The following is a 23,370-nucleotide window of genomic DNA, read 5'->3' as shown; positions in this document are numbered from 1 at the left end:
GTCAGAGCCTACCGGCGCTGCGTATTCCACAGCCAACCCGTATACGGTACGGGCACACCCGGCCAGGACAGAACAGACGATCGACAAGGAGCGGACCCGGTGGTCACCAGCGATCAGCGGCGGCGGCAGCTCGCCAGGGACAAGTACCAGCGTCAGCAGCAGCGGCGTGCGGACGCGCGGCGCAGGTCGCGCCGGAACAGCGTCATCGCCGCCTCGCTCGCGGTGGTGATCGCCGCGGGCGGTGCGGTCTACCTCTCGGTGGCGCTGTCCGGCGACGACAAGAAGAGCGACAACGCGGCGACCGAGCCCACCAACACCCCGAGCCCGGAGCAGAGCACGTCCTCGCAGCCCGAGCCGGCCATGTCGGTGGACAAGAAGGCCTCGTACACGATGGCCCTGAAGACCAACCAGGGCGACATCACGATCACGATGGACGCGGCCAAGGCCCCGCACACCGTGAACTCCTTCAAGCACCTCGCGGACAAGAAGTACTTCGACGGCACCAAGTGCCACCGCCTCACCACCTCGGGCATCTTCGTGCTCCAGTGCGGCGACCCGAAGGGCGACGGCACCGGCGGCCCGGGTTACGTGATCCCGGACGAGAACCTGAACGGGCTCGGCAAGGCGGGCGCGGACGGCTCCGTCACGTACCCGAAGGGCACGGTCGCCATGGCCAACGCGGGTGCGAACACCGGCGGCAGCCAGTTCTTCCTCGTCTACAAGGACACGAAGCTGCCGCCGAACTACACCCCGTTCGGCACCTTCGACGCGGCGGGCCTCAAGGTCGTCGAGGACGTGGCGAAGGCCGGCGTCCAGGGCGGCGCGGGCGACGGTGCGCCGCAGAAGGGCGTCACCATCGAGAAGGCCGTCGTCAGCAAGAAGTGACGCGACGGCGGCCCGGCGGCCGCACCCGCGCGTGACCGTTGAATTTCGGTCGTGCTGAGTGCGGACAGCCGGGCCGCCGTTCGCCTAGATTGGCGTTGTGCAGCGCCGGCCGTCGGCCGGGCTGTGGAGGGCGGGCGAGACCCGCCGGGAATCCGTGGACGATGCCAGGGGGCGGAGCCCCCGCGACGGCATCATGGTGAGGAGGCGCTGTGAGCAGCGACCCGTGGGGCCGCGTCGACGAGACGGGCACCGTGTACGTGCGTACGGCCGAGGGCGAGCAGGTCGTCGGATCGTGGCAGGCCGGCACCCCTGAGGAGGCGCTGGCCTACTTCGAGCGCAAGTACGAGGGCCTGGTGGTCGAGATCGGCCTCCTCGAGAAGCGGGTGAGGACCACCGACCTCTCGGCGAAGGACGCCCAGGCGGCGATCGAGCACATCCGCGAGCAGGTCCGGGAGCACCACGCGGTGGGCGACCTGGCCGCGCTGTCGACCCGGCTCGACAAGCTGACCGAGGCGGTCGAGTCCCGCCGCGAGGAGCGGAAGGTCCAGAAGGCGAAGCAGGCCGACGAGGCGCGCTCCGCCAAGGAGACCCTGGTCACCGAGGCCGAGGAGCTGGCGCAGAGCGAGCAGTGGCGCGCCGCGGGCGAGCGGCTCCGCGCGCTCGTGGACACCTGGAAGGGCCTGCCCCGCCTGGACCGCAAGTCGGACGACGAGCTGTGGCACCGCTTCTCGCACGCCCGCTCGGCCTTCTCCAAGCGCCGCAAGGCCCACTTCGCGGCGCTCGACGCGCAGCGCGAGGACGCCCGCAAGGCCAAGGAGAAGCTGGTCGCCGAGGCCGAGGCGCTCTCGAACTCGACCGACTGGGGGACGACGGCCGCCCGTTACCGCGAGCTGATGGCGGACTGGAAGGCGGCGGGCCGCGCCCAGCGCGAGCACGAGGACGAGCTGTGGAACCGCTTCCGCGGCGCCCAGGACGTCTTCTTCGCGGCCCGTGGCGAGGTCTTCGCCGAGCGGGACGCGGAGCAGACCGAGAACCTCAAGCTCAAGGAGGAGCTCGCCGTCGAGGCCGAGAAGCTGGTGCCGGTGTCGGACCTGAAGGCGGCCCGCGCGGCCTTCCGTTCCCTCAACGAGCGCTGGGAGGCCATCGGCCACGTGCCGCGGGACGCCCGCCCGAAGGTCGAGGGCCGGATGCACGCGGTGGAGCGGGCGATCCAGGAGGCCGAGGAGGCCGAGTGGCGCCGCACCAACCCGGAGGCGCGGGCCCGCGCCGCGGGTCTGACCGGCCAGCTCCAGGACGCGGTCGACAAGCTGCAGAAGCAGATCGACACGGCCCGTGCCGCCGGCAACGACGCCAAGGCCGACAAGCTCGCCCGCGAGCTGGAGGGCCGCCAGGCGCTGCTCGACCAGGCCCTGAAGGGTCTGCAGGAGTTCGGCGGCTGACGCCCGTGTGAAGCGGTACGAGGAAGGGCCCCCGGCCGGAGCCGGGGGCCCTTCCTCGTGCGCGTGGTGCCTGTGCGGCGCGTGGCGCCCCGTTCTCAGGGGCGCCGGGCGCTGGTGACACGGTAGACGTCGTAGACGCCCTCGACGCCCCGGACGGCCTTCAGGACGTGCCCCAGGTGCTTCGGGTCGCCCATCTCGAAGGTGAACCGCGAGGTGGCCACCCGGTCGCGGGAGGTCTGCACGGCCGCCGACAGGATGTTGACGTGCTGGTCGGACAGGACGCGGGTGACGTCCGAGAGCAGCCGGGAGCGGTCCAGCGCCTCGACCTGGATGGCGACGAGGAAGACCGAGGACTGGGTGGGGGCCCACTCGACCTCGAGGATCCGCTCGGGCTCCCGGGACAGCGAGTCCACGTTGACGCAGTCGCTGCGGTGCACCGAGACGCCGCTGCCACGGGTGACGAAGCCGATGATCGGGTCGCCGGGCACCGGGGTGCAGCAGCGGGCCAGCTTGACCCAGACGTCCTCGACGCCCTTGACGACGACACCGGGGTCGGCGTTCGAGCGGCGCTTGGAGCGGCCGCGGGCCGGCGGCGCCGCCTCCTCGATGTCCTCGGTGGCGGCCTCCTCGCCGCCGAGCGCCTGGACCAGCTTCTGCACGATGGACTGGGCCGTGACATGGCCCTCGCCGATCGCCGCGTACAGCGAGGAGATGTCGCTGTAGCGCAGCTCGTGGGCGAGGGTGACGAGCGAGTCGCCGGTGAGGATCCGCTGGATCGGCAGGTTCTGCTTGCGCATGGCCCGCGCGATGGCGTCCTTGCCCTGCTCGATGGCCTCGTCGCGGCGCTCCTTGGAGAACCAGGCGCGGATCTTGTTCCGGGCGCGCGGGGACTTGACGAAGCCGAGCCAGTCCCGGGAGGGTCCGGCGCCCGCGGCCTTGGAGGTGAAGACCTCGACGAGGTCGCCGTTGTCGAGGGTGGACTCCAGCGGCACGAGCCGGCCGTTGACCCGGGCCCCTATGGTGCGGTGGCCGACCTCGGTGTGGACGGCGTAGGAGAAGTCGACCGGGGTGGCGCCCGCGGGCAGCGCTATGACGTCGCCCTTGGGGGTGAAGACGAAGACCTCGTTGCGGGAGAGGTCGAAGCGCAGCGACTCCAGGAACTCCGAGGGGTCCTCGGTCTCCTTCTGCCAGTCGAGCAGCTGGCGCAGCCAGGCCATGTCGTTGAGGTGGTCGTCCTTGCCGGCCTTCTTGGGCACGTCGGCGCGGACCTTGGAGGCGCCGGCGACGGCCTCCTGCTTGTACTTCCAGTGCGCGGCGATGCCGTACTCGGCGCGCCGGTGCATGTCGAAGGTGCGGATCTGGAGCTCGACGGGCTTGCCGTTGGGTCCGATGACCGTCGTGTGCAGCGACTGGTACATGTTGAACTTCGGCATCGCGATGTAGTCCTTGAACCGGCCGGGGACCGGGTTCCATCGCGCGTGGACGGTGCCGAGGGCCGCGTAGCAGTCGCGGACGGTGTCCACGAGGACGCGGATGCCCACCAGGTCGTAGATCTCCGCGAAGTCACGGCCGCGGACGATCATCTTCTGGTAGACGCTGTAGTAGTGCTTGGGCCGGCCGGTGACGGTGGCCTTGATGCGGGCGGCGCGCAGGTCGGCCTGGACCTCGTCGGTCACTATGGCCAGGTACTCGTCGCGCTTGGGGGCGCGCTCGGCGACCAGCCGGACGATCTCGTCGTACATCTTGGGGTAGAGGATCGCGAAGGCGAGGTCCTCCAGCTCCCACTTGATGGTGTTCATGCCCAGCCGGTGCGCCAGCGGGGCGTAGATCTCCAGGGTCTCGCGGGCCTTCTTCTCCTGCTTCTCCCGCTTGAGGTAGCGCATGGTGCGCATGTTGTGCAGGCGGTCGGCCAGCTTGATGACCAGGACGCGCGGGTCCTTGGCCATGGCGACGACCATCTTGCGGACGGTCTCGGCCTGCGCGGCCTCGCCGAACTTGACCTTGTCCAGCTTGGTGACGCCGTCGACGAGCAGGGCGACCTGGTCGCCGAAGTCGCGGCGCAGGGTGTCCAGGCCGTACTCGGTGTCCTCGACGGTGTCGTGGAGCAGGCCGGCCATCAGCGTCGCCGGGTCCATGCCCAGCTCGGCGAGGATGGTGGTGACCGCGAGCGGGTGGGTGATGTACGGGTCGCCGCTCTTGCGCTTCTGGCCGCGGTGCCAGCGCTCGGCGACCTGGTAGGCCCGCTCGATCTGGCGCAATGTCGCCGTTTCGATCTTCGGGTCGTTGGAGCGGACGATCCGCAGCAGCGGTTCGAGGACCGGGTTGTACGGGGAGGAGCGCTGGACGCCCAGGCGGGCGAGCCGGGCCCGGACGCGGCTGGAGGAGCCGCCCGAGCGGCTCGGCGAGGCGGGGGTGGGCCGGACAGCAGGGGCAGGGGCCGCCGGCCGGATCTCCGCGGGCTGGTTCTGGGGCGCGGCTGTTCCCGACGCGGCCTGGTCGGCCTGCTGCTCGGGCTGCGCGGCGGAGAGTGGCTGGGCCTCGTCTGGCAAGAGCGCTCCTCTGGCGGTACCCCCGGACGGGTCTGGGGGATTTTCCGGGTCCCCCGGTCAGGCCCGGAAAGGCCATCGTATCGACCTGGCAGCGCCTGTGCGCACGCGCCTGCGGGCTGAGACGTCCGCACCGGCTCACCGGGACCCCGTTCCGGGGCGTGTCCGGAAAACGACGGGGGCGGCCCGGGGAATTCCCCGGGCCGCCCCCGTGTCCGTCGGACCTGGGTGTCAGACGGTGATGAGCGCGGTGAGCGGAGCGCCGGACAGGGCCGGCTCCAGGCGGGCCCGGCCGGGCAGGAAGCCCAGCTCCATCAGGACGGCGACCCCGGCGACCTCGGCCCCGGCACGCCGGATGAGCTCGATGGACGCCTCGGCGGTGCCGCCGGTGGCGAGGACGTCGTCGATGACCATGACCCGGTCGCCCGGGGCCAGGTCCTCGGCGTGCACCTCGATCTCGGCGGTGCCGTACTCCAGCTCGTACGCCTGCCGCAGGGTGGCCCCGGGCAGCTTCCCGGCCTTGCGGACCGGGATGAAGCCGAGACCGGCGCGGACGGCGACCGGGGCGGCCAGGATGAAGCCGCGGGCCTCCAGGCCGACGATCTTCGTGGCGCCCTGGGCCGCGCACAGCCCGGCGAGGGCGTCGGTGAGCGCGGTGAACGCCTCCGGGTCCGCGAGCAGCGGGGTGATGTCCTTGAACAGCACCCCGGGCTTCGGGTAGTCGGGGACGTCACGGATGCGGCTGAGCAGCAGCTCCGTGGTGTTCCCGTACTCCGCGGTCATCCGCGGTTCTCCGAGGAGCGGCCGCGGCGGCCCTGGCCGACGACGGCGGCCTCGCCCGCGAGGGCGCCCTCCGCGAGGTCGGTGCCCTCGTCGAGGGACTCGCCCTTGGCGGCCGCGGCGGCACGCTTGGCCAGGACGCGCTTCTTCAGGGCCTTCATCGCCGGCTCGCGCTCCTTGAGGTCGGCGACGAGCGGGGTGGCGATGAAGATCGAGGAGTACGCACCGGCGGCGAGACCCACGAACAGCGACAGCGAGATGTCGTTCAGCATGCCGGCGCCGAGGACGCCGCCACCGATGAAGAGCAGGCCGGCGACCGGCAGCAGCGCGACGACGGTGGTGTTGATCGAACGGACCAGGGTGCCGTTGATCGAGCGGTTGGCGATCTCGCTGTAGGTCCAGCGGGTCTGCTTGGTGATGCCCTTCGTCTGCTCCTTGAGCGAGTCGAAGACGACGACCGTGTCGTAGAGCGAGTAACCGAGGATGGTCAGCAGACCGATCACCGTGCCGACCGTGACCTCGAAGCCCACCAGCGAGTAGATGCCGACGGTGATGGTGAGGTCGTGGATCAGCGCGATGAGCGCCGCGACGGCCATTCTCCACTCGAAGGCGATGGCGAGGTAGATCACCACGAGGATCATGAAGACGGCGAGGCCGGTCCATGCCTTCGTGGCGATCTGCTCACCCCAGCTGGGGCCGACGAGCTCCGCCGCGATCTTGTTCTCGGGGACGTTCAGGTCCTTGGAGAGCTGCGCGCGGACCTGGTCGGACTTCTCGGTGTCGAGACCGCCGACCTGGATGCGCAGGGAGCCGCTGCCGAGCTCCTGGACGATCGCGTCGTGGCCGGAGGCCTCTTCCGCGTACTCCTGGGCCTGGGTGACCGAGACGTTCGTCTTCGGGGTGGTGAAGACGGCGCCGCCCTGGAACTCGATGCCCATGTTGAGGCCGCGCACCGCGAGGGCCACGATCGCCGTGATGGTGATCAGGATCGAGATGCCGTACCAGATCTTGCGGTTGCCGATGAAGTCATAGCCGACCTCACCGCGGTGGAGCCGGGCGCCGAGATCTCCGAGCTTCGACATCTCACGCCTCCTTCGGGTCGACAGGGCCAGCGGCGGAAACGGACTGACGGCGGGTGCGGCGCAGCGGCGGCTGGGCACCGAGGCGCTTCGGGTCCAGACCGGACCACTTGTGGCCGTTGCCGAAGAACTTGGTGCGCGCGAGGAGCGTCATCACCGGCTTGGTGAAGAGGAACACCACGACGATGTCGAGCAGCGTGGTCAGGCCGAGCGTGAACGCGAAGCCCTGGACCTTGCCGACGGTGACGACGAAGAGCACCGCGGCGGCGAGGAACGACACGAAGTCGGAGACCAGGATGGTGCGCCGGGCGCGCGGCCAGGCACGCTCGACGGCCGGGCGCATCGTGCGGCCTTCGCGGATCTCGTCGCGGATGCGTTCGAAGTACACGATGAACGAGTCCGCCGTGATGCCGATGGCCACGATGGCGCCGCAGACGGCCGGCAGGTTCAGCGCGAAGCCGATGGCCGGGCCGAGCAGGGCCATGATCACGTAGGTGAGCAGGGCCGAGACGCCGAGGCTGAGGATGGCGATCAGCGACAGGCCGCGGTAGTAGACCACCAGGTAGATGATGACCAGGCCGAGACCGATGGCGCCGGCGATCAGACCCGCCTCGAGCTGCTCGCCGCCGAGGGCGGCGGTCACCGTGTCGACGCTCTGCGTGTCGAAGGTGAGCGGCAGGGCGCCGTAGGACAGGATGTTGCCGAGGTCCTGGGCCGACTCCTGGTTGAAGCTGCCGGAGATCTCCGCGTTGGCGCTGAGCGTGGTGCGCACGGACGGGGCCGAGACGACCTCGCCGTCGAGCACGATCGCGAACTGGTTCTGCGGCTCCTGCTGCTGCGACAGCTTGCCGGTGATCTTCTGGAACTTCTTGGCGCCACCGCTCGTGAAGTCCATGGTGACGATCCACATGCCACGCTGCTGGTCGAAGACGCCCTTGGCGTCGTCGACGTCCTTGCCGTCCACCTCGGCCGGGCCGAGGAGGTACTTCTCCCACTGGCCGATGGCGTTCTTGCCACAGGCGACGGTGGTGTCGGTCGGCAGGACGCCCTTGCTCGCGGCCGTGCGCTGCTTCGGGTCGAGGCAGTTCAGGGTGGCGAACTTCTGCTGCAGGGCGGCGGTGGCCGGGTCGGCCGGCGTGTCCGTCTTCGGCGACCCCGTCGACTTCGGCGTGGTCGTCGAGGTCGGCGTCGGGCTCGGGGCCTTCAGCGCCTCGGTGACGGCGCGGCCCTGGGTGGACGCGGTGGCCGTCGGGGTGGCGGACTTGTCGGTCTTGCCCTTGTCCGCGGTGGCGCCGGAAGCCGAGGGCTTCGGCGTCGGCGAGGTGGTGGCGTTCGGCGTCGCCGGCTGCTCGGCGGCGGCGACGGCCAGGACCGGCCGGAAGTACAGCTGGGCGGTGGTGCCGACCTGCTCGCGGGCCTGCTTCTCGTTCGTCCCCTTGGGGATGTTCACGATGATGTTCTCGCGGCCCTGCGTCTGGACCTCGGCCTCCGAGACACCCAGACCGTTGACACGGCGCTCGATGATGCCGACCGCGGTGTTCATGTTGGTCTCGTTGACGGCGGACTCCTGTCCGGGCTCCGCCTTCGCCTTGAGCGTGATCGACGTACCGCCGGCGAGGTCGATGCCCAGGCGCGGGGTGGTGTGCCCCGACCAGAACATGCCGCCGGTGAGTGCGACCATGGCGATCAGAATGAGTGCCAGGGCGCGGCCCGGCCGGCTCTGTCCCCCCGCCGGCCTTCGGCCCTTCTTCGGTGCTGCCACCTGTCGTTTCTCCCTGTCCAAACCGCCCCGCGCCGGTTGGGCGCGAGACGGCCACGAAGTGTGTGGTGGGGACCTGCCCCCGCAGACGTGGAACCGTCGCCGGAGCCGCGCGCGCCGGGTGGGCGGACGCGCGGCTCCGGCCGCGAACTACTTCGCCTCGGTCCCGCCGTCGGCCTTGCCGTCCTTGTCGCCCTCGGCGGCGTCCGTCTTCTTGGTGAGGTCGGCCTTGACGTCCTCGGTCGACTCCTCGGCGGCCTCGGTCAGCGAGGAGGCGTCGTCGGGGACGACCTCGCCGGGCTCGTCGCCGTGGACGATCCGGTTGTACTCGGAGTCCTCCAGGACGGCGCCGATGGAGTTCTTCGCGTAGACCGCGTGGACGCCGGGCGCGACCTCGAGAAGGACGGTCTCGTCGCCGATCTCCTTGACGGTGGCGTACATCCCCCCGATCGTGCGAACGCCGGTACCGGGTGCCATCTGGTTGCGCATCTCCGCCGCCTGCGCCTGCTTCTTCTTGGCAGAGCGGGTCATGAGGAACATGGCCCCGATGAGCACGATGAACGGGAGGAGCATGCCGATGTTATTCACGGGACGGAATTTCCTTCGCAAGGCCGCCGAGAAGTCGCGGCCTGATTCGGGGGTGGGTGCGCCGACCGTAAGGAGCGGCACCGGCGGAGTCTAGGCGAGTCCGCATCGATGGAACAACGCCCAGCATCGCACCCCGGTTCCCATACGGGCGAGTCTCCGCGCCGTCACGCCCCGAAGAGCCCCTGTTGTCCGCTTCCTGCCGCCCCCGGGCCCGCTGCCTGCGGCGGAACCATTCCGAGGTGGCTCCACGCCGCCGGAGTGGCGACCCGGCCACGGGGCGTGCGCGCCAGCAGTCCCTCCCGTACGAGGAAGGGCTCGGCGACCTCCTCGACGGTCTCGCGCTCCTCCCCCACGGCGACCGCGAGGGTGGACAGGCCGACCGGGCCGCCGCCGAAGAGCTTGAGCAGCGCCTGGAGGACGGCGCGGTCGAGGCGGTCGAGACCGCGGCTGTCGACCTCGTACACCCCGAGGGCGGCGGCGGCGATCTCGCGGGTGATCACGCCGTCCGCCCTGACCTGGGCGTAGTCCCGCACCCGGCGCAGCAGCCGGTTGGCGATCCGGGGGGTGCCGCGGGAGCGGCCGGCGATCTCTGCGGCGCCGTCGGTGTCGATCTCGACGTCGAGGAGTCCGGCGGAGCGGCGCACGACCCGCTCCAGCTCGTGCGGCTCGTAGAACTCCATGTGCCCGGTGAACCCGAAGCGGTCGCGCAGCGGCGGCGGCAGCAGGCCGGCCCGGGTGGTGGCGCCGACCAGGGTGAAGGGCGGCAGCTCCAGGGGGATGGCGGTGGCGCCGGGGCCCTTGCCGACGATGACGTCGACGCGGAAGTCCTCCATCGCCATGTAGAGCATCTCCTCGGCGGGCCGGGACATCCGGTGGATCTCGTCGAGGAAGAGGATCTCGCCCTCCTGGAGGGAGGACAGGATGGCCGCGAGGTCGCCGGCGTGCTGGATGGCGGGGCCGCTGGTGATCCTGATCGGCGCGTTCATCTCCGCCGCGATGATCATCGACAGGGTGGTCTTGCCGAGGCCGGGGGCGCCGGAGAGCAGCACGTGGTCGGCGGTGGCGCCGCGCTGGCGGGCGGCCTTGAGGACCAGGTCGAGCTGCTGGCGGACCTTCTCCTGGCCGACGAACTCGCTCAGGTCCTTCGGCCGCAGCGCCGCCTCGACGGCCTGGTCGTCGCCCTCGGCGGAGGCGTCGACGATGCGCTCCTCGGCGGCCGGTGCCGTCTCGTCGTCCCAGTTCACGGTGGTTGGTTGCCTTCTCTTCGTACGGGAGGTCAGCGGGCGCGGTTGAGCGTCTGCAGGGCGGCGCGCAGCAGCTGCGGGACGGGCGCGGAGCCGGTCTCGGCGAGCGCGGCCTCGGCCTGCGGGGTGACGGCGGCGACGGCCTCCTCGGCCTCGCGGCTCGCGTAGCCGAGTCCGACGAGGGCGGCGGCGAGCTGCTCGGTCCAGGGGGCGGGGCCGGCGGCGACGGCGCGCTGGGCGCCGACCAGGCCGCTGCTGCCGAGCGGGCGGCCCAGCTTGTCCTTCAGTTCGAGGAGGAGCTTCTGGGCGCCCTTCTTGCCGATGCCGGGGACGGCGGTCAGCGCCTTCTCGTCGCCGGTGGAGACGGCGAGGCGCAGCGCGTCGGGCGAGTGCACGCCGAGCATCGCCTGGGCGAGCCGGGGGCCGACGCCGCTGGCGGTCTGGAGCAGCTCGAAGACCTGCCGCTCGTCGTCGTCGGCGAAGCCGTACAGGGTCAGCGAGTCCTCGCGGACGACCAGCGAGGTGGCGAGGCGGGCGTGCTCGCCGACGCGCAGTCCGGCGAGGGTGTCGGGCGTGCACTGGACGGCCATGCCGACCCCGCCGACCTCGACGACGGCGGTCGTGGGGGCGAGGGCGGCCACCGGGCCGCTGACGAAGGCGATCATCGGGTTCGGCCTTTCGAGGCGTGCAGGGCGACGGCCTGCTGGAGGCGGTTCTGGGCGGGGGCGCGCCAGATGTGGCAGATGGCGAGCGCGAGGGCGTCGGCGGCGTCGGCCGGCTTGGGCGGGGCGGAGAGCCGGAGCAGCCGGGTGACCATGGCGCCGACCTGTGCCTTGTCGGCGCGGCCGCTGCCGGTGACGGCGGCCTTGACCTCGCTGGGCGTGTGCAGGGCGACGGGCAGGCCGCGGCGGGCGGCGCAGAGCATGGCGACGGCGCTGGCCTGGGCGGTGCCCATCACCGTGCTCACGTTGTGCTGGCTGAACACCCGCTCCACGGCGACGAGTTCGGGCTGGAAGCGCTCGATCCACTCCTCTATGCCGCGCTCGATGCCGACGAGCCGGATGCCGATGTCGGCGTCCGCGGGGGTCCGTACGACACCGACCCCGAGCATGGTCAGCGGCCGCCCGGCGACCCCCTCGACCACCCCGACGCCGCACCGGGTCAGTCCGGGATCCACCCCCAGAACGCGCACCGCGCCCTCCCTGTTCGCTCACCTGTTTGTGCAGGCTATCTGCTGCCACCGACAACGCAGCGGGCCGACGGGGGTGTGTCCCCGTCGGCCCGCTGCGGTGAAGGACGCGCTCAGGCGTCGACCTTCTCCATGACCTCGTCGCTGACGTCGAAGTTGGCGAAGACGTTCTGCACGTCGTCGCTGTCCTCCAGGGCGTCGATCAGCTTGAACATCTTGCGCGCGCCCTCCTCGTCGAGCTCGACCTGCATGGTCGGGACGAAGCTGGACTCGGCCGAGTCGTAGTCGATGCCGGCCTCCTGGAGCGCGGTGCGGACCGCGACCAGGTCGGTGGCCTCGCTGATGACCTCGAAGCTCTCGCCGAGGTCGTTGACCTCCTCGGCGCCCGCGTCGAGCACGACCTCGAGGACGTCGTCCTCGGTCTGGTCACCCTTGGGGAGCACGACGACGCCCTTGCGGTTGAACAGGTACGAGACCGAACCCGGGTCGGCCATCGAGCCGCCGTTGCGGGTCATGGCGACGCGCACGTCGGAGGCGGCGCGGTTGCGGTTGTCGGTGAGGCACTCGATGAGCACCGCGACACCGTTCGGGCCGTAGCCCTCGTACATGATCGTCGCGTAGTCGACGCCGCCGGCCTCGAGGCCGCCGCCGCGCTTGACCGCGGAGTCGATGTTCTTGTTGGGAACGGACGACTTCTTGGCCTTCTGGATGGCGTCGTAGAGCGTCGGGTTGCCCTCGGGGTCGGCGCCGCCGGTGCGGGCCGCGACCTCGATGTTCTTGATCAGCTTCGCGAAGAGCTTGCCGCGCTTGGCGTCGATCACGGCCTTCTTGTGCTTCGTCGTAGCCCATTTAGAGTGGCCGGACATCTGCCTGTCTCCTTCGCGTAACCCATTACTGAACGAACCCCAGAGATCCTACAAGGATCAGGTCACCGCTCGGCGCGCACCATGTCCACGAACAGCTCGTGGATCCGGTGGTCACCGGTCAGCTCGGGGTGGAACGAGGTCGCGAGGGCGCGCCCCTGGCGGACGGCGACGATGTGGCCGTCGTGCTCGGCGAGCACCTCGACCTCGGCACCGACCGACTCCACCCACGGGGCACGGATGAAGACGCCCTCGACGGGGGTGTCGATCCCCGCCACGGTCACGCCCGCCTCGAAGGACTCGTTCTGCCGCCCGAAGGCGTTGCGGCGGACGATCATGTCGATGCCGCCGAAGGTCTCCTGGCCCGAGCGCGGGTCGAGGATCTTGTCGGCGAGCATGATCAGGCCGGCGCAGGTGCCGTACACGGGCATGCCGCCCGCGATCCGCTCCCGGAGCGGCTCCATCAGGCCGAACAGCACGGCCAGCTTGGAGATGGTGGTGGACTCACCGCCGGGGAGGACGAGACCGTCGACCTCGGCGAGCTCCTCGGGGCGCCTGACGGGCCTGGCCACGGCGTCGGCCGCGGCCAGGGCGATCAGGTGCTCCCGTACGTCGCCCTGGAGAGCCAGGACCCCGATGACAGGGCTGACGGGAGTGCTCATGGGTGCTTACCAGCCCCGGTTCGCGTAGCGCTCGGCCTCGGGCAGGGTGTCGCAGTTGATGCCGACCATGGCCTCGCCCAGGTTGCGGGAGGCGTCCGCGATGACCTTCGGGTCGTCGTAGAAGGTGGTGGCCTTCACGATGGCGGCGGCGCGCTTGGCCGGGTCGCCCGACTTGAAGATGCCGGAGCCGACGAAGACGCCCTCGGCACCGAGCTGGCGCATCAGCGCGGCGTCGGCCGGGGTGGCCACACCACCGGCGGAGAACAGCACCACCGGCAGCTTGCCGAGCTCGGCGACCTCCTTGACGAGCTCGTACGGGGCGCGCAGCTCCTTGGCGGCGGCGTACAGCTCGTTGTTGTCGAAGCCGCGCAGCTTGGCGATCTCGTTCTTGATCTGGCGCAGGTGGCGGACGGCCTCGACGACGTTGCCGGTGCCGGCCTCGCCCTTGGAGCGGATCATGGCCGCGCCCTCGGCGATGCGGCGCAGGGCCTCGCCCAGGTTGGTGGCGCCACAGACGAAGGGGGTGGTGAAGGCCCACTTGTCGGAGTGGTTGACCTCGTCGGCCGGGGTGAGGACCTCGGACTCGTCGATGTAGTCGACGCCGAGCGACTGGAGGACCTGGGCCTCGACGAAGTGGCCGATGCGGGACTTGGCCATGACCGGGATGGAGACCGCGCCGATGATCTCCTCGATCATGTTCGGGTCGGACATCCGCGCGACGCCGCCGTCCTTGCGGATGTCGGCCGGAACCCGCTCCAGGGCCATGACGGCCACGGCGCCGGCGTCCTCGGCGATCTTCGCCTGCTCGGCGTTGACCACGTCCATGATCACGCCGCCCTTGAGCTGCTCGGCCATGCCGCGCTTGACGCGGGAGGTGCCGATCGCGTCGGCGGACTGCGGGGTGCTGGACATGGGTACCTCACTCGATGACAACGGGGATTGTTGACGAGACGAGGAAACCGGCCACCAGGGGGCCACAGCAAGGGCCAATGTGTACCCGGTGGATCGTTTTCGCAGCTTACGAAGGCCACAGGCCTCAGGCAGGGCGATCCGCAAGGGCTACGGGCGGCTCGTCATCCATTTCGAAGGCGAGCGGGAACGGAGCGTGGCCGGCGAGGCGGAACCAGCGCACCTTGCGATGGCGTCGCAGCGCCCGCGCGGCCCGCACCGCGTCGTTGTGGAAGCGGCGCGCCATCGGCACCCGGCGCACGGCCGCGGCCAGCTCCCCCGCGGCCTCCTCGCCGCCGGGCGCCTCGCGGACCAGCTCGACCTGCTCGGTCTCCCCGAAGACGGCCCGGAGCGCCTGGCTGAGCTCGCTCTCGGCGACCTCCCGGTGGTCCTCCTCGGCCTGCCGGGCCGCGTGCGCCGCCTCGTAGAGCACGATCGAGGCGGCGGGATCGAGCACGCCCGAGGTGGCGAGCTCCTGGGCGACCGAGGCCCGCCGGAGCAACTGCGCGTCGAGCGCGGCCCGTGCCGCGTCGATGCGGGTGTGCAGCCGGTCGAGCCGGCCGGCGGTCCAGCTGAGGTAGACGCCGATGAGGATGAGCGCGGCGACGGTCCAGATCAGGGTTTCGGTCACGGGCGCACAGGCTACCGGGGCGGCGGCAGCACCCCTTCCCAAACCTCCCGGTCATGGGCGAACAGGACACGCGCCGGCCGCCCTCCGGCGAGCTCCCCGAGCCGCTCCAGCCAGGGCCGGTACGGCCTCCCGAACTCCCCCGCGAAGTCGTACGCCTGCCCCGCGAGCACCGTCACCCGGTCCCCGTGGTCGAGCACGAGCGACTGGTGCCCGTCGGTGTGCCCGGGCGTGGGCACGACCCGGACCCCCTCGGCGAGCTCGCGCTCCCCGTCGATCTCCTCGTACCGCACGCCGTCCAGCAGCGGGTCGATCGTGTACCCGCCGGCCCGCGCCGCGGCGAGCTCCTTCCGCTGCACCAGGACGGGGCGGCCCAGCGCCCGGTTGCCGCCGATGTGGTCGAAGTGCAGGTGGCAGTTGACGACGAGATCGACGTCGACGTCCAGGGCCCGCCGCACGGGCCGGTAGTGGGCGTCGGTCTCGGGCGACCCTTCCCCGAGCCCGCTGTCGAACAGCAGACTGCCACCGGGATACCGCACCACATAGGCCAGCACGGGCTCCTCCCGGTCGTGATCACCGCCCCACTCCTCCGCAGGCCGGACGAAGTATCCGAGGTCGAGCGTCTCCACAGAGATCATCGCCCCACGCTGCCACGACGGCGGGGCGGCCGACAACGGCGGGGAGGCGCCCGGTGCCGGAGCGTGGGGGGTGTCCGGACGTGGCGGCGCCCGTAACGAGCGGAGCGAAGTGAAGGTCGCAGTCCGGACACCCCCCACGCGGAGGTACCGGGCGCCGTCGGGTCCACGCACCGCCGTCGTGGGCACCGCACGAAAGGCAGCGGAGGCACCCGCAGGAGGCGCCGTCCCGTCGCACCCACCCTCCCCCGGCCCCGGCGGGACGAATGCCCACAACGGGACGCAGGGCCCACGACGAGCGGGCGGGGCACCCGCCGCCTCCTACAACCCCAGCCGAGCCCGCAGCCCCCCGCCGCCCGCGGCCCGCTCGTCCGTGGCGACCGAGGCCGCGCCGTCCGTCACCGTCTCGTAGACGGCCAGGATGTCCGCGCCCACCGTCGACCAGTCGAACCGCCGCACGTGCGCGGAGCCGCGCTCACGCAGCTCCTCCCGCCGGGCCTCGTCGCCGAGGAGCCGGATCGCCTGGTCGGCGAGGTCGTCGGCGTCCTCGTTGGCGAAGAGCTGGCCCGCCGCGCCCTGGTCGAGGACCTGCGCGAAGGCGTCGAGGTCCGCGGCGAGGACGGGCGCGCCCGCGGAGAGCGCCTCGACGAGGATGATGCCGAAGCTCTCGCCGCCGGTGTTGGGCGCCACGTAGACGTCCACGCTGCGCAGCAGCCGCGCCTTGTCCTCGTCGCTGACCATGCCCAGGAACTCGACCCGGGACCGCATCTCGCGGGGCAGCGAGGCCACGGCCTCCTCCTCGTCGCCGCGCCCGGCGACGAGGAGCCGCGTGTCGGGCCGCTCGGCGAGGATCTTGGGCAGGGCCCGCATCAGCACGGGGAGTCCCTTGCGGGGCTCGTCGATGCGCCCGATGAAGCCGAGCGTGCCGCCCTGCCACTCCTTCTTGGGCTCGGCGCGGGCGAAGAAGTCGACGTCGACCCCGTTGGGGATGACGACGGCGTCGCCGCCGAGGTGCTCGACGAGCGTGCGCCGGGCGTACTCGCTGACCGCGATGCGCGCGCTGATCTTCTCCAGGGCGGGCTGGAGGATCGGGTACGCGGCGATCATGGCGCGGGAGCGCGGGTTGGAGGTGTGGAAGGTGGCCACGATCGGCCCCTGCGCCGCCCAGCAGGTGAGCAGCCCGAGCGAGGGCGAGGTGGGCTCGTGGATGTGGACGACGTCGAAGGTGCCGTCGTGCAGCCAGCGCCGCACCCGGGCCGCCGAGAGGAAGCCGAAGTTGAGCCGCGCGACGGAGCCGTTGTACGGCACGGGGACCGCGCGGCCGGCGGAGACGACGTACGGCGGCAGCGGGGTCTCGTCGTCGGCGGGTGCGAGGACGGAGACGTGGTGGCCGAGCCGGATGAGGTGCTCGGCGAGGTCGCGGATGTGGAACTGGACGCCGCCCGGCACGTCCCAGGAGTACGGGCAGACGATGCCGATCCTCACGCCGTCCCGTCCTCCCGCCGCTCCTCCAGGTCAGCGAGCCACAGTCGCTGCAGCATGTGCCAGTCCTCCGGGTGGTCCGCGATGCCCCCGGCGAAGACGTCGGCGAGGGCCTGTGTCATGGAGGACGTCTTTTCGGCGCGGGTGCCTGACTCGGGCACCTCGAGGGGCGGGTGGATCTGTCCGCGCATGACGTCGCTGTCGTCGTACCAGAGGGTCACGGGCAGCAGCAGCGCCCCGGTCTGCTGGGCGAGGATCGCGGGCCCCGCGGGCATCCGGGCCGGTTCGCCGAAGAAGGAGACCTCGACGCCGGAGGAGGACAGGTCGCGGTCGGCGACGAGGCAGACGAGCCCGCCGGCCCGCAGCCGCCGCGCCAGGGTCCCGAAGGCGGAGCCGCCGGTGTGCGGCAGCACCTCCATGCCCAGGGACTCGCGGTAGGCGACGAACCGGTCGAAGAGCGATTCGGGCTTGAGCCGCTCGGCGACGGTGGTGAAGGGCACTCCGAGGGCGCGGGTGACCCAGACGCCGGCCAGGTCCCAGTTGCCCATGTGGGGCAGGGCGAGGACGACGCCGTGCTCGGAGGCGAGGGCGTCCTTGAGGTGGTGGACGCCCTTGGGGTCGAAGCTGGCGGCGGCGCGCTCCTTGCTCCAGGTGGGCAGCCGGAAGGACTCCATCCAGTAGCGCATGTACGAGCGCATGCCGGCCTGGGAGAGCTCCCGCAGGCGCTCCGGGGAGGCGTCGGGGACGACGCGCGCCAGGTTGGACTCCAGACGCAGGACGCTCTTGCCGCGCCGCTTCCAGGCGGTGTCGGCGACCTTGCGGCCGAGGGCCTTGGCGACCGGCTCGGGGAGCTTCTTCACGGTGGCCCAGCCGAGCCCGTACAGACCGTCGGTGACGGTGTCCTTGAGACTGTTCCCGCTCACGACGCGGCCTCGCTCCCCCTGGCGGCGGCGTCCGCCTCCGCCGATTCCCTGCGTACCGTCACGACCCGCTGCCCCAGGGTGACCGCCGAGCCGACGGCCACGATCCACAGGGCGATCGGCAGCAGGACCTGGACGCCGGGCACGCCGAAGGCGTGGAGTCCGGCGAGGCCGGCCGCGACCAGCGAGATCACCAGGCGTTCGGCGCGCTCGATCAGGCCGTTGACGGCCACCGGCAGGCCGATCGATTCGCCTCGGGCCTTGGTGTACGAGACGACCTGGCCGCTGGCGAGGCAGAAGATCGCGACCGCGCACAGGACGTTGTCGTCGCCCTTGCCGGCGTAGTAGAGCGCGAAACCGCCGAAGATCGCGCCGTCGGCCACCCGGTCGAGGGTGGAGTCGAGGAAGGCGCCCCAGCGGCTGGAGATGCCGGCCTGGCGGGCCATGTTGCCGTCGACGAGGTCCGAGAAGACGAACAGCGTGATGACGATCGTGCCCCAGAAGAACTCCCCGCGGGGGAAGAAGACCAGCGCGCCGGCCACCACCCCGGCGGTGCCGATGAGCGTGACGGCGTCGGGGCTGACGCCCCGGCGGAGCAGAAACGCGGCGAACGGTGTGAGGACACGCGTAAAAAAGGCACGCGCGTACTTGTTCAGCATGGCCTTCCCGAGGTTCGGTGGGCCGCGCGGCCCCTACGACCACCGGCTCACCCATCGTAGCCACGCGCGCCCCCGCGGGAGCGTCGGCACCCGCCCGCGGCGCCCGTGCCGCCGCATCCGGGTCGCCCGAAGGCCGCGTCCAGACCGCGTCCAGGCCGCGTCCGGCCCCCGTCCGGGCCCCGGCCGGGCCGCGTCCGGCCCGCGGAGCGCCCGCGCGGGTACGACGTATGGACGCACCGTGACGTCGGTGCAAAGCTCGAAGGACGACCGCGGGCACCGCCGGAGCCGTACGCGGCAGCGACACGCCGCACCACTCCCCCGCGCCCGCGCCCCACCTCACCGTACGAGCAGTCGGGAGGAAGACATCATGGGCGACAAGGCGAACGCGCACTCCGGGGCCGCCGGCAGGGCTCCAACGGCCGACCGGCCCTCGGCCGTGCGGAACGTGGTGCTGGTCGGCCACAGCGGATCGGGCAAGACGACCCTCGTCGAGGCCCTGGCCCAGACCGCGGGGGCGGTCAACCGGGCCGGGCGCGTCGAGGACGGCGGGACGATCTCGGACTACGACGAGATCGAGCACCGCCAGCAGCGTTCCGTACAGCTCTCCCTCGTCCCGGTGGAGTGGGGCGGGTACAAGATCAATCTCCTCGACACCCCCGGATACGCCGACTTCGTCGGTGAGCTGAGGGCCGGTCTGCGCGCGGCGGACGCGGCCCTCTTCGTCGTCTCCGCGGCGCAGGAGGCCGACGCCGTCGCCGCCTCGACCCGCGCGGTGTGGGAGGAGTGCGCCGCCGTCGGCATGCCCCGGGCGATCGTGGTGACCCACCTCGACACGGCGCGCACCGACTTCACCCCGCTCACCGAGCTGTGCGCCGGACTGTTCGGCGGCGACGACCCCGACGCCGTACTCCCCCTGTACCTGCCGGTGCGCGGCGCGGAGGGCGCCGACGGGCACGCCCCGGCCACGGGGCTCGTGGGACTGCTCACGGAGCGGATCTTCGACTACTCGACCGGGGTGCGGCGGGAGGACCCGCCCGACGAGGCGCAGCGGCCGCTGATCGCGGAGGCCCGTGCCCGGCTGATCGAGGGGATCATCGCCGAGAGCGAGGACGAGACCCTGATGGACCGCTATCTCGGCGGCGAGGAGATCGACCTCGGGACGCTCGTCGAGGACCTGGAGAAGGCGGTCGCGCGCGGCAGCTTCCACCCGGTGCTGGCCGCCGCCCCGGCGGCGGACGGCGGGAAGCAGGGGCTGGGCACGGTCGAGCTCCTGGAGCTGATCACCGGCGGCTTCCCCACCCCGCTGGAGCGCGCGGCCCCCGCCGTCACCAGCCCGGAGGGCGCGTCGCGCCCGGAGCTGGCCTGCGACCCGGAGGGGCCGCTGGTCGCCGAGGTGGTGAAGACCTCCTCGGACCCGTACGTGGGCCGGATCTCACTGGTGCGGGTCTTCTCGGGGACCCTGCGCCCGGACGAGACCGTGCACGTGTCGGGGCACGGGCTCACCGACCGCGGCCACGAGGACCACGACGTCGACGAGCGGGTCGGGGCGCTGAGCTCCCCGTTCGGCAAGCAGCAGCGGCCCCTGGCGCAGTGCGTGGCGGGCGACCTGGCCTGTGTGGGCAAGCTGGCCCGCGCGGAGACCGGCGACACGCTGTCCGCGAAGGACGCGCCGCTGCTGATGGAGCCGTGGGCGATGCCCCAGCCGCTGCTGCCGCTGGCGATCGAGGCGCACAGCAAGGCCGACGAGGACCGGCTGTCGCAGGGGCTGGCCCGGCTGGTGGCCGAGGACCCGACGATGCGGCTCGAACAGAACCAGGACACCCATCAGGTCGTCCTGTGGTGCCTGGGCGAGGCGCACGCGGACGTGGCCCTGGAGCGGCTGCGCGGCCGGTTCGGCGTGCAGGTCGACACGGTCCCGCACAAGGTGTCGCTGCGCGAGACCTTCGGCGGCGCGTCCGCGGGGCGCGGCCGGCACGTCAAGCAGTCCGGCGGGCACGGCCAGTACGCGATCTGCGAGATCGACGTGGAGCCGCTGCCGGCGGGCAGCGGCATCGAGTTCGTCGACAAGGTGGTCGGCGGCGCCGTGCCGCGCAACTTCATCCCCTCGGTGGAGAAGGGCATCCGGGCGCAGGCGGCCCGCGGGGTCGCGGCCGGCTATCCGCTGGTCGACATCCGGGTGACCCTGCGGGACGGCAAGGCGCACTCGGTGGACTCCTCCGACGCCGCCTTCCAGACGGCGGGCGCGCTGGCGCTGCGGGAGGCGGCGGCCGAGGTGCCGATCCACCTCCTGGAGCCGGTGGCGGAGGTGGCGGTGCTGGTCCCGGACGACTACGTGGGCCCGGTGATGAGCGATCTGTCGGGGCGCCGCGGCCGGGTGGTCGGCACCGAGCAGGCGGGGCCGGGGCGGACGCTGGTGCGGGCGGAGGTGCCCGAGATCGAGATCGGGCGGTACGCGGTCGACCTGCGGTCGGTCTCGCACGGCACGGGCAGCTTCGACCGCACCTACGCGCGGCACGAGGCGATGCCGCCGCAGCTGGCGGACCGGATGCGCGGACAGGAGCGCAGGGCCTCGTGACCGACGGCCCGCCGACGGGTGGTGACGGCCCGTCGGCCGGGTGATGCCGAGGGCCGCCCGCCCAACTCCCCTCCGGCGGGCGGCATTCGGACGCCTTCGTCCGGTCCGGTGACGCATCCGGCGTCCCCCGGTTACGCTGTGGTGCCCAGCTCAGAAGGTGTGCGGGGCGCGGCAGTTGGGAACAGCCCGCACAGGGACCGTGGTGATGGGGGCGGCAGTGACGATCGGCAGTTTCGGCATCGGGGCGCAGATTCCCCTGCAGGGCTCGGACGCGCAGACGGCGGCGACCCACGCCCTCGCCTCCGCCGCGTACCGCGACAGCCCGGTCGGGGCGATCCTGGACGCCAACAGCGAGTGGCACAAGTCGACGGTCAAGGAGGGCAAGTGGCACAAGCTGTTCCGCCCCGACCTCGGTGAGGCCTTCTCCCGCGCGGTGCAGGTGCGGATGCTGGGCGGTGCCCGCAAGCCGCTGATCCAGTCCTTCGGCGCCGACCCCCAGCCCGTGGTGGAGCACTGCCTGGCCGCCACCGGCATCCGCAAGCAGCGCGACGTGAAGCTGACCCTGGTGACGCTGGTCTTCGGGCTGCTGTTCCTGCCGGGCACGCTGCTGTGGCTGGGCGTGATCCAGCTGCGCAGGGTCGCGGCCGGCTCCGACAACCGGCGGACCAGTGCCGTCGGCACCGCCCTGCTGGTCGCCGCCGGCATCGTCGCGTTCCTGGTGCTGCTGAAGCTGCCCTTCGACGGCGTGCTGCCCAACTATCTGCGCGCCATGGCGGTGGCGCCGGTGGCCGGCTGGTACCTGGCCCGCCGGATCTGCGAGAACACCGCGCAGGACCTGCGCGAGCGCTGGACCGCGCTGCTCAGCGGCGGCGGCATCGGCGCCAAGATCCCCGAGGCCGTGCCGCAGGACCCGGGCGAGAAGACCGCCGAGGAGCTGCGGCAGAACCTGGAGAAGCTCGCCGCCGAGCAGCAGTCCAACGTCGTCTTCTACGCGGGCCCCAAGGGGATACTGGGCATGGGCACCCGCTGGGGCAGCTGGACCCTCGCCGAGGAGCTGATCCCCAAGAACGGCAAGGAGATCCACGACTTCCGCGCCTGGGACGTGGTCCGCGAGATCCACACCCAGCTGACGCTGCTGGAGCGCGGTTCGCTGAAGACGGGCTTCCCCAAACCGACGGTCAAGCACTGGGTCGTGTCGCCGGTCGGCGAGGGCGCCGACGAGGTGAGCCGCCCCGAGGGCGAGAACATCGTGGCCTTCCAGGTGAAGCCGCACGAGATACAGCGCATCTGCAACGACCAGCAGTTCGGCAGCGGCAACCGGCACTACCTGGGCGTCCAGTTCACGCTCTGGGACGGCCAGCTCGTGCTCACGATGATGGTGACGGTCACCTCGCTGCACCACACGCTGCGCGTCGAGGTCACCGGCCACGCGCTCGGCCCGGTGCACGGCCTGTTCACCAGCAAGCCGAAGGCGAAGACGAAGGAGGTCTCCAAGACCGTCAGGTTCTGGGAGACCCGGGAGATCAAGCTGCCGCTGACGGACACGGACGAGGTGGTGCGGCAGGCCGTGCGCGCACCGCTGACCTGGTTCCCGCCGGTCCTCGACTTCCTCGGCGGCAAGCTGGTCCTGCCGGAGCCCTTCGGTCTGCGGCACCCCTGGGCGAGCCCGCCGTGGAAGAACCGCTTCATGGCCGACGACGCCATCCGCGCCGCGACCCCCGTCCTGCGGGCGGTCCACGCCGCGACCATCAAGGTGCTCGACGATCACGGCGTGGACACGGAGCGCTTCACCAACCGCTCGCTGGTCCTCAGCGGCGGCGTCCAGGACCCGGGCCCGAAGAAGGCCGACCTCTACGACGCGTAGCGGACGCGCGGGGCGGGCGCCCGGCCGGGAGCGGGCTCAGACGCCGGCCGGCCAGGCGTCGGCCAGCATCTTCCGGGTGTCGGCGAGGAGCTGCGGCAGCACCTTCGTGTGGCCGACCACCGGCATGAAGTTGGTGTCCCCGCCCCAGCGGGGCACGACGTGCTGGTGCAGGTGGGCGGCGATGCCGGCACCGGCGACCGTGCCCTGGTTCATCCCGATGTTGAAGCCGTGGGCACCGGAGGCGGCGCGCAGCGCGACCATCGCCCGCTTGGTGAACTCGGCGAGCTCGGCGGTCTCGGCCGGGTCGAGGTCGGTGTAGTCGGCGACGTGACGGTACGGGACGACCATCAGGTGGCCGCCGTTGTACGGGTAGAGGTTGAGGACCGCGTACACGCTGCCGCCGCGTGCGATCACCAGACCGTCCTCGTCCGACTTCGAGGGGATCGTGCAGAAGGGACAGCCGTCGTCGGCGCCCGGCCCGGTCGGCTTGTTCTCGCCCTGGATGTAGGCCATCCGGTGAGGCGTCCACAGGCGCTGGAACGCGTCCTGCGTCCCCACTCCGATCTGCTGCTCCGGCTCAGTCGTCATGCTGTGCAGCATATTGCTTCGCCCGTTCGGATCGTGT

Annotated in this window: 21 protein-coding genes; 4 read left to right on the top strand and 17 right to left on the bottom strand. The window is 71.7% G+C overall.

Features of this window, described 5'->3' with window-relative positions; translation table 11 throughout:
• Window positions 1-99: 99 nt before the first annotated feature.
• Together ABD981_RS32535 and ABD981_RS32530 are read left to right on the top strand one after the other, a co-directional pair.
• A complete protein-coding gene (locus ABD981_RS32535; protein WP_046907493.1) occupies window positions 100-885 on the top strand; it encodes a peptidylprolyl isomerase in 786 nt (261 codons plus the stop codon).
• Window positions 886-1,094: 209 nt separating this feature from the next.
• Entirely contained in the window at window positions 1,095-2,324 is a 1,230-nt protein-coding gene (locus tag ABD981_RS32530) for a DUF349 domain-containing protein (protein WP_046907494.1), read from the top strand.
• A 95-nt stretch (window positions 2,325-2,419) separates the two neighbouring features.
• Here ABD981_RS32530 and ABD981_RS32525 read toward each other — a convergent pair whose 3' ends face one another.
• From ABD981_RS32525 to pgsA, 16 genes are all read right to left on the bottom strand, one after another.
• On the bottom strand, window positions 2,420-4,873 hold the full coding sequence (locus tag ABD981_RS32525; RefSeq protein WP_046907495.1) for a RelA/SpoT family protein: 2,454 nt from the start codon (window positions 4,871-4,873) through the stop codon (window positions 2,420-2,422).
• 228 nt (window positions 4,874-5,101) lie between these two features.
• Window positions 5,102-5,653 carry an adenine phosphoribosyltransferase gene (locus ABD981_RS32520; RefSeq protein ID WP_046907496.1) on the bottom strand — a complete coding sequence of 184 codons (552 nt, stop codon included), beginning with the start codon at window positions 5,651-5,653 and terminating at the stop codon, window positions 5,102-5,104.
• The gene (gene secF, locus ABD981_RS32515; protein ID WP_046907497.1) at window positions 5,650-6,732 is read right to left on the bottom strand and encodes a protein translocase subunit SecF; all 1,083 of its coding nucleotides are present in this window, start codon (window positions 6,730-6,732) and stop codon (window positions 5,650-5,652) included. The genes ABD981_RS32520 and secF overlap by 4 nt, the downstream gene beginning before the upstream one ends.
• Window position 6,733: 1 nt before the next feature.
• Window positions 6,734-8,491, bottom strand: coding sequence for a protein translocase subunit SecD (gene secD, locus ABD981_RS32510; RefSeq protein ID WP_123954414.1), 1,758 nt, complete (start codon window positions 8,489-8,491; stop codon window positions 6,734-6,736).
• A 147-nt stretch (window positions 8,492-8,638) separates the two neighbouring features.
• Window positions 8,639-9,061: a preprotein translocase subunit YajC gene (gene yajC / locus ABD981_RS32505; RefSeq protein WP_046907498.1), complete on the bottom strand. Its 423-nt coding sequence runs from the start codon at window positions 9,059-9,061 to the stop codon at window positions 8,639-8,641.
• Between the two features lie 179 nt (window positions 9,062-9,240).
• Window positions 9,241-10,320 (bottom strand): Holliday junction branch migration DNA helicase RuvB, encoded by a 1,080-nt coding sequence (ruvB, locus tag ABD981_RS32500; protein ID WP_046907499.1) that lies wholly within the window; start codon window positions 10,318-10,320, stop codon window positions 9,241-9,243.
• Window positions 10,321-10,352: 32 nt separating this feature from the next.
• Window positions 10,353-10,985: a Holliday junction branch migration protein RuvA gene (gene ruvA / locus ABD981_RS32495; RefSeq protein ID WP_046907500.1), complete on the bottom strand. Its 633-nt coding sequence runs from the start codon at window positions 10,983-10,985 to the stop codon at window positions 10,353-10,355.
• A complete protein-coding gene (gene ruvC / locus ABD981_RS32490; protein ID WP_046907501.1) occupies window positions 10,982-11,512 on the bottom strand; it encodes a crossover junction endodeoxyribonuclease RuvC in 531 nt (176 codons plus the stop codon). The genes ruvA and ruvC overlap by 4 nt, the downstream gene beginning before the upstream one ends.
• A gap of 110 nt (window positions 11,513-11,622) precedes the next feature.
• A complete protein-coding gene (locus ABD981_RS32485) occupies window positions 11,623-12,375 on the bottom strand; it encodes a YebC/PmpR family DNA-binding transcriptional regulator (protein WP_046907502.1) in 753 nt (250 codons plus the stop codon).
• A 62-nt stretch (window positions 12,376-12,437) separates the two neighbouring features.
• The gene (gene pdxT, locus ABD981_RS32480) at window positions 12,438-13,034 is read right to left on the bottom strand and encodes a pyridoxal 5'-phosphate synthase glutaminase subunit PdxT (protein WP_046907503.1); all 597 of its coding nucleotides are present in this window, start codon (window positions 13,032-13,034) and stop codon (window positions 12,438-12,440) included.
• A 6-nt stretch (window positions 13,035-13,040) separates the two neighbouring features.
• A complete protein-coding gene (gene pdxS / locus ABD981_RS32475) occupies window positions 13,041-13,946 on the bottom strand; it encodes a pyridoxal 5'-phosphate synthase lyase subunit PdxS (RefSeq protein WP_046907504.1) in 906 nt (301 codons plus the stop codon).
• 124 nt (window positions 13,947-14,070) lie between these two features.
• Window positions 14,071-14,613 carry a hypothetical protein gene (locus tag ABD981_RS32470; protein WP_046907505.1) on the bottom strand — a complete coding sequence of 181 codons (543 nt, stop codon included), beginning with the start codon at window positions 14,611-14,613 and terminating at the stop codon, window positions 14,071-14,073.
• Window positions 14,614-14,624: 11 nt separating this feature from the next.
• Complete coding sequence (locus tag ABD981_RS32465) at window positions 14,625-15,248, bottom strand: MBL fold metallo-hydrolase (protein WP_046907506.1); 624 nt, start codon at window positions 15,246-15,248, stop codon at window positions 14,625-14,627.
• A 318-nt stretch (window positions 15,249-15,566) separates the two neighbouring features.
• Window positions 15,567-16,730: a glycosyltransferase family 4 protein gene (locus tag ABD981_RS32460; protein ID WP_046907507.1), complete on the bottom strand. Its 1,164-nt coding sequence runs from the start codon at window positions 16,728-16,730 to the stop codon at window positions 15,567-15,569.
• On the bottom strand, window positions 16,727-17,650 hold the full coding sequence (locus tag ABD981_RS32455; RefSeq protein ID WP_046907508.1) for a phosphatidylinositol mannoside acyltransferase: 924 nt from the start codon (window positions 17,648-17,650) through the stop codon (window positions 16,727-16,729). Before ABD981_RS32455 ends, ABD981_RS32460 begins: the two co-directional genes overlap by 4 nt.
• On the bottom strand, window positions 17,647-18,306 hold the full coding sequence (gene pgsA, locus ABD981_RS32450; protein ID WP_046907509.1) for a phosphatidylinositol phosphate synthase: 660 nt from the start codon (window positions 18,304-18,306) through the stop codon (window positions 17,647-17,649). The genes ABD981_RS32455 and pgsA overlap by 4 nt, the downstream gene beginning before the upstream one ends.
• Window positions 18,307-18,673: 367 nt before the next feature.
• On the opposite strand from pgsA, the gene ABD981_RS32445 reads away from it, so the two are divergent.
• Window positions 18,674-20,881: an elongation factor G-like protein EF-G2 gene (locus tag ABD981_RS32445; protein ID WP_046907510.1), complete on the top strand. Its 2,208-nt coding sequence runs from the start codon at window positions 18,674-18,676 to the stop codon at window positions 20,879-20,881.
• Between the two features lie 205 nt (window positions 20,882-21,086).
• Window positions 21,087-22,745, top strand: a complete 1,659-nt coding sequence (locus tag ABD981_RS32440) for a hypothetical protein (RefSeq protein WP_046907511.1) — start codon at window positions 21,087-21,089, stop codon at window positions 22,743-22,745.
• A 36-nt stretch (window positions 22,746-22,781) separates the two neighbouring features.
• On the opposite strand, the gene ABD981_RS32435 is transcribed toward ABD981_RS32440, so the two are convergent.
• A complete protein-coding gene (locus tag ABD981_RS32435; protein ID WP_046907512.1) occupies window positions 22,782-23,345 on the bottom strand; it encodes an HIT family protein in 564 nt (187 codons plus the stop codon).
• Window positions 23,346-23,370 lie beyond the last annotated feature (25 nt).

It is taken from the genome of Streptomyces showdoensis (assembly GCF_039535475.1).
In the GTDB taxonomy this organism is placed as follows: Bacteria; Actinomycetota; Actinomycetes; order Streptomycetales; family Streptomycetaceae; genus Streptomyces; species Streptomyces showdoensis.
The sequence above is the reverse complement of the archived record's forward strand: the minus strand, read 5'-3'. Positions and strand labels throughout refer to the sequence as shown.

Bases quoted from the DNA above. Each gene is read 5' to 3' on its own strand.
- ABD981_RS32520 (WP_046907496.1), bottom strand. From the start codon at position 5,653: ATGACCGCGGAGTACGGGAACACCACGGAGCTGCTGCTCAGCCGCATC.
- secF (WP_046907497.1), bottom strand. From the start codon at position 6,732: ATGTCGAAGCTCGGAGATCTCGGCGCCCGGCTCCACCGCGGTGAGGTC.
- yajC (WP_046907498.1), bottom strand. From the start codon at position 9,061: ATGCTCCTCCCGTTCATCGTGCTCATCGGGGCCATGTTCCTCATGACC.
- ruvA (WP_046907500.1), bottom strand. From the start codon at position 10,985: ATGATCGCCTTCGTCAGCGGCCCGGTGGCCGCCCTCGCCCCCACGACC.
- ABD981_RS32485 (WP_046907502.1), bottom strand. From the start codon at position 12,375: ATGTCCGGCCACTCTAAATGGGCTACGACGAAGCACAAGAAGGCCGTG.
- pdxT (WP_046907503.1), bottom strand. From the start codon at position 13,034: ATGAGCACTCCCGTCAGCCCTGTCATCGGGGTCCTGGCTCTCCAGGGC.
- pdxS (WP_046907504.1), bottom strand. From the start codon at position 13,946: ATGTCCAGCACCCCGCAGTCCGCCGACGCGATCGGCACCTCCCGCGTC.
- ABD981_RS32465 (WP_046907506.1), bottom strand. From the start codon at position 15,248: ATGATCTCTGTGGAGACGCTCGACCTCGGATACTTCGTCCGGCCTGCG.
- pgsA (WP_046907509.1), bottom strand. From the start codon at position 18,306: ATGCTGAACAAGTACGCGCGTGCCTTTTTTACGCGTGTCCTCACACCG.
- ABD981_RS32445 (WP_046907510.1), top strand. From the start codon at position 18,674: ATGGGCGACAAGGCGAACGCGCACTCCGGGGCCGCCGGCAGGGCTCCA.
- ABD981_RS32440 (WP_046907511.1), top strand. From the start codon at position 21,087: ATGGGGGCGGCAGTGACGATCGGCAGTTTCGGCATCGGGGCGCAGATT.
- ABD981_RS32435 (WP_046907512.1), bottom strand. From the start codon at position 23,345: ATGCTGCACAGCATGACGACTGAGCCGGAGCAGCAGATCGGAGTGGGG.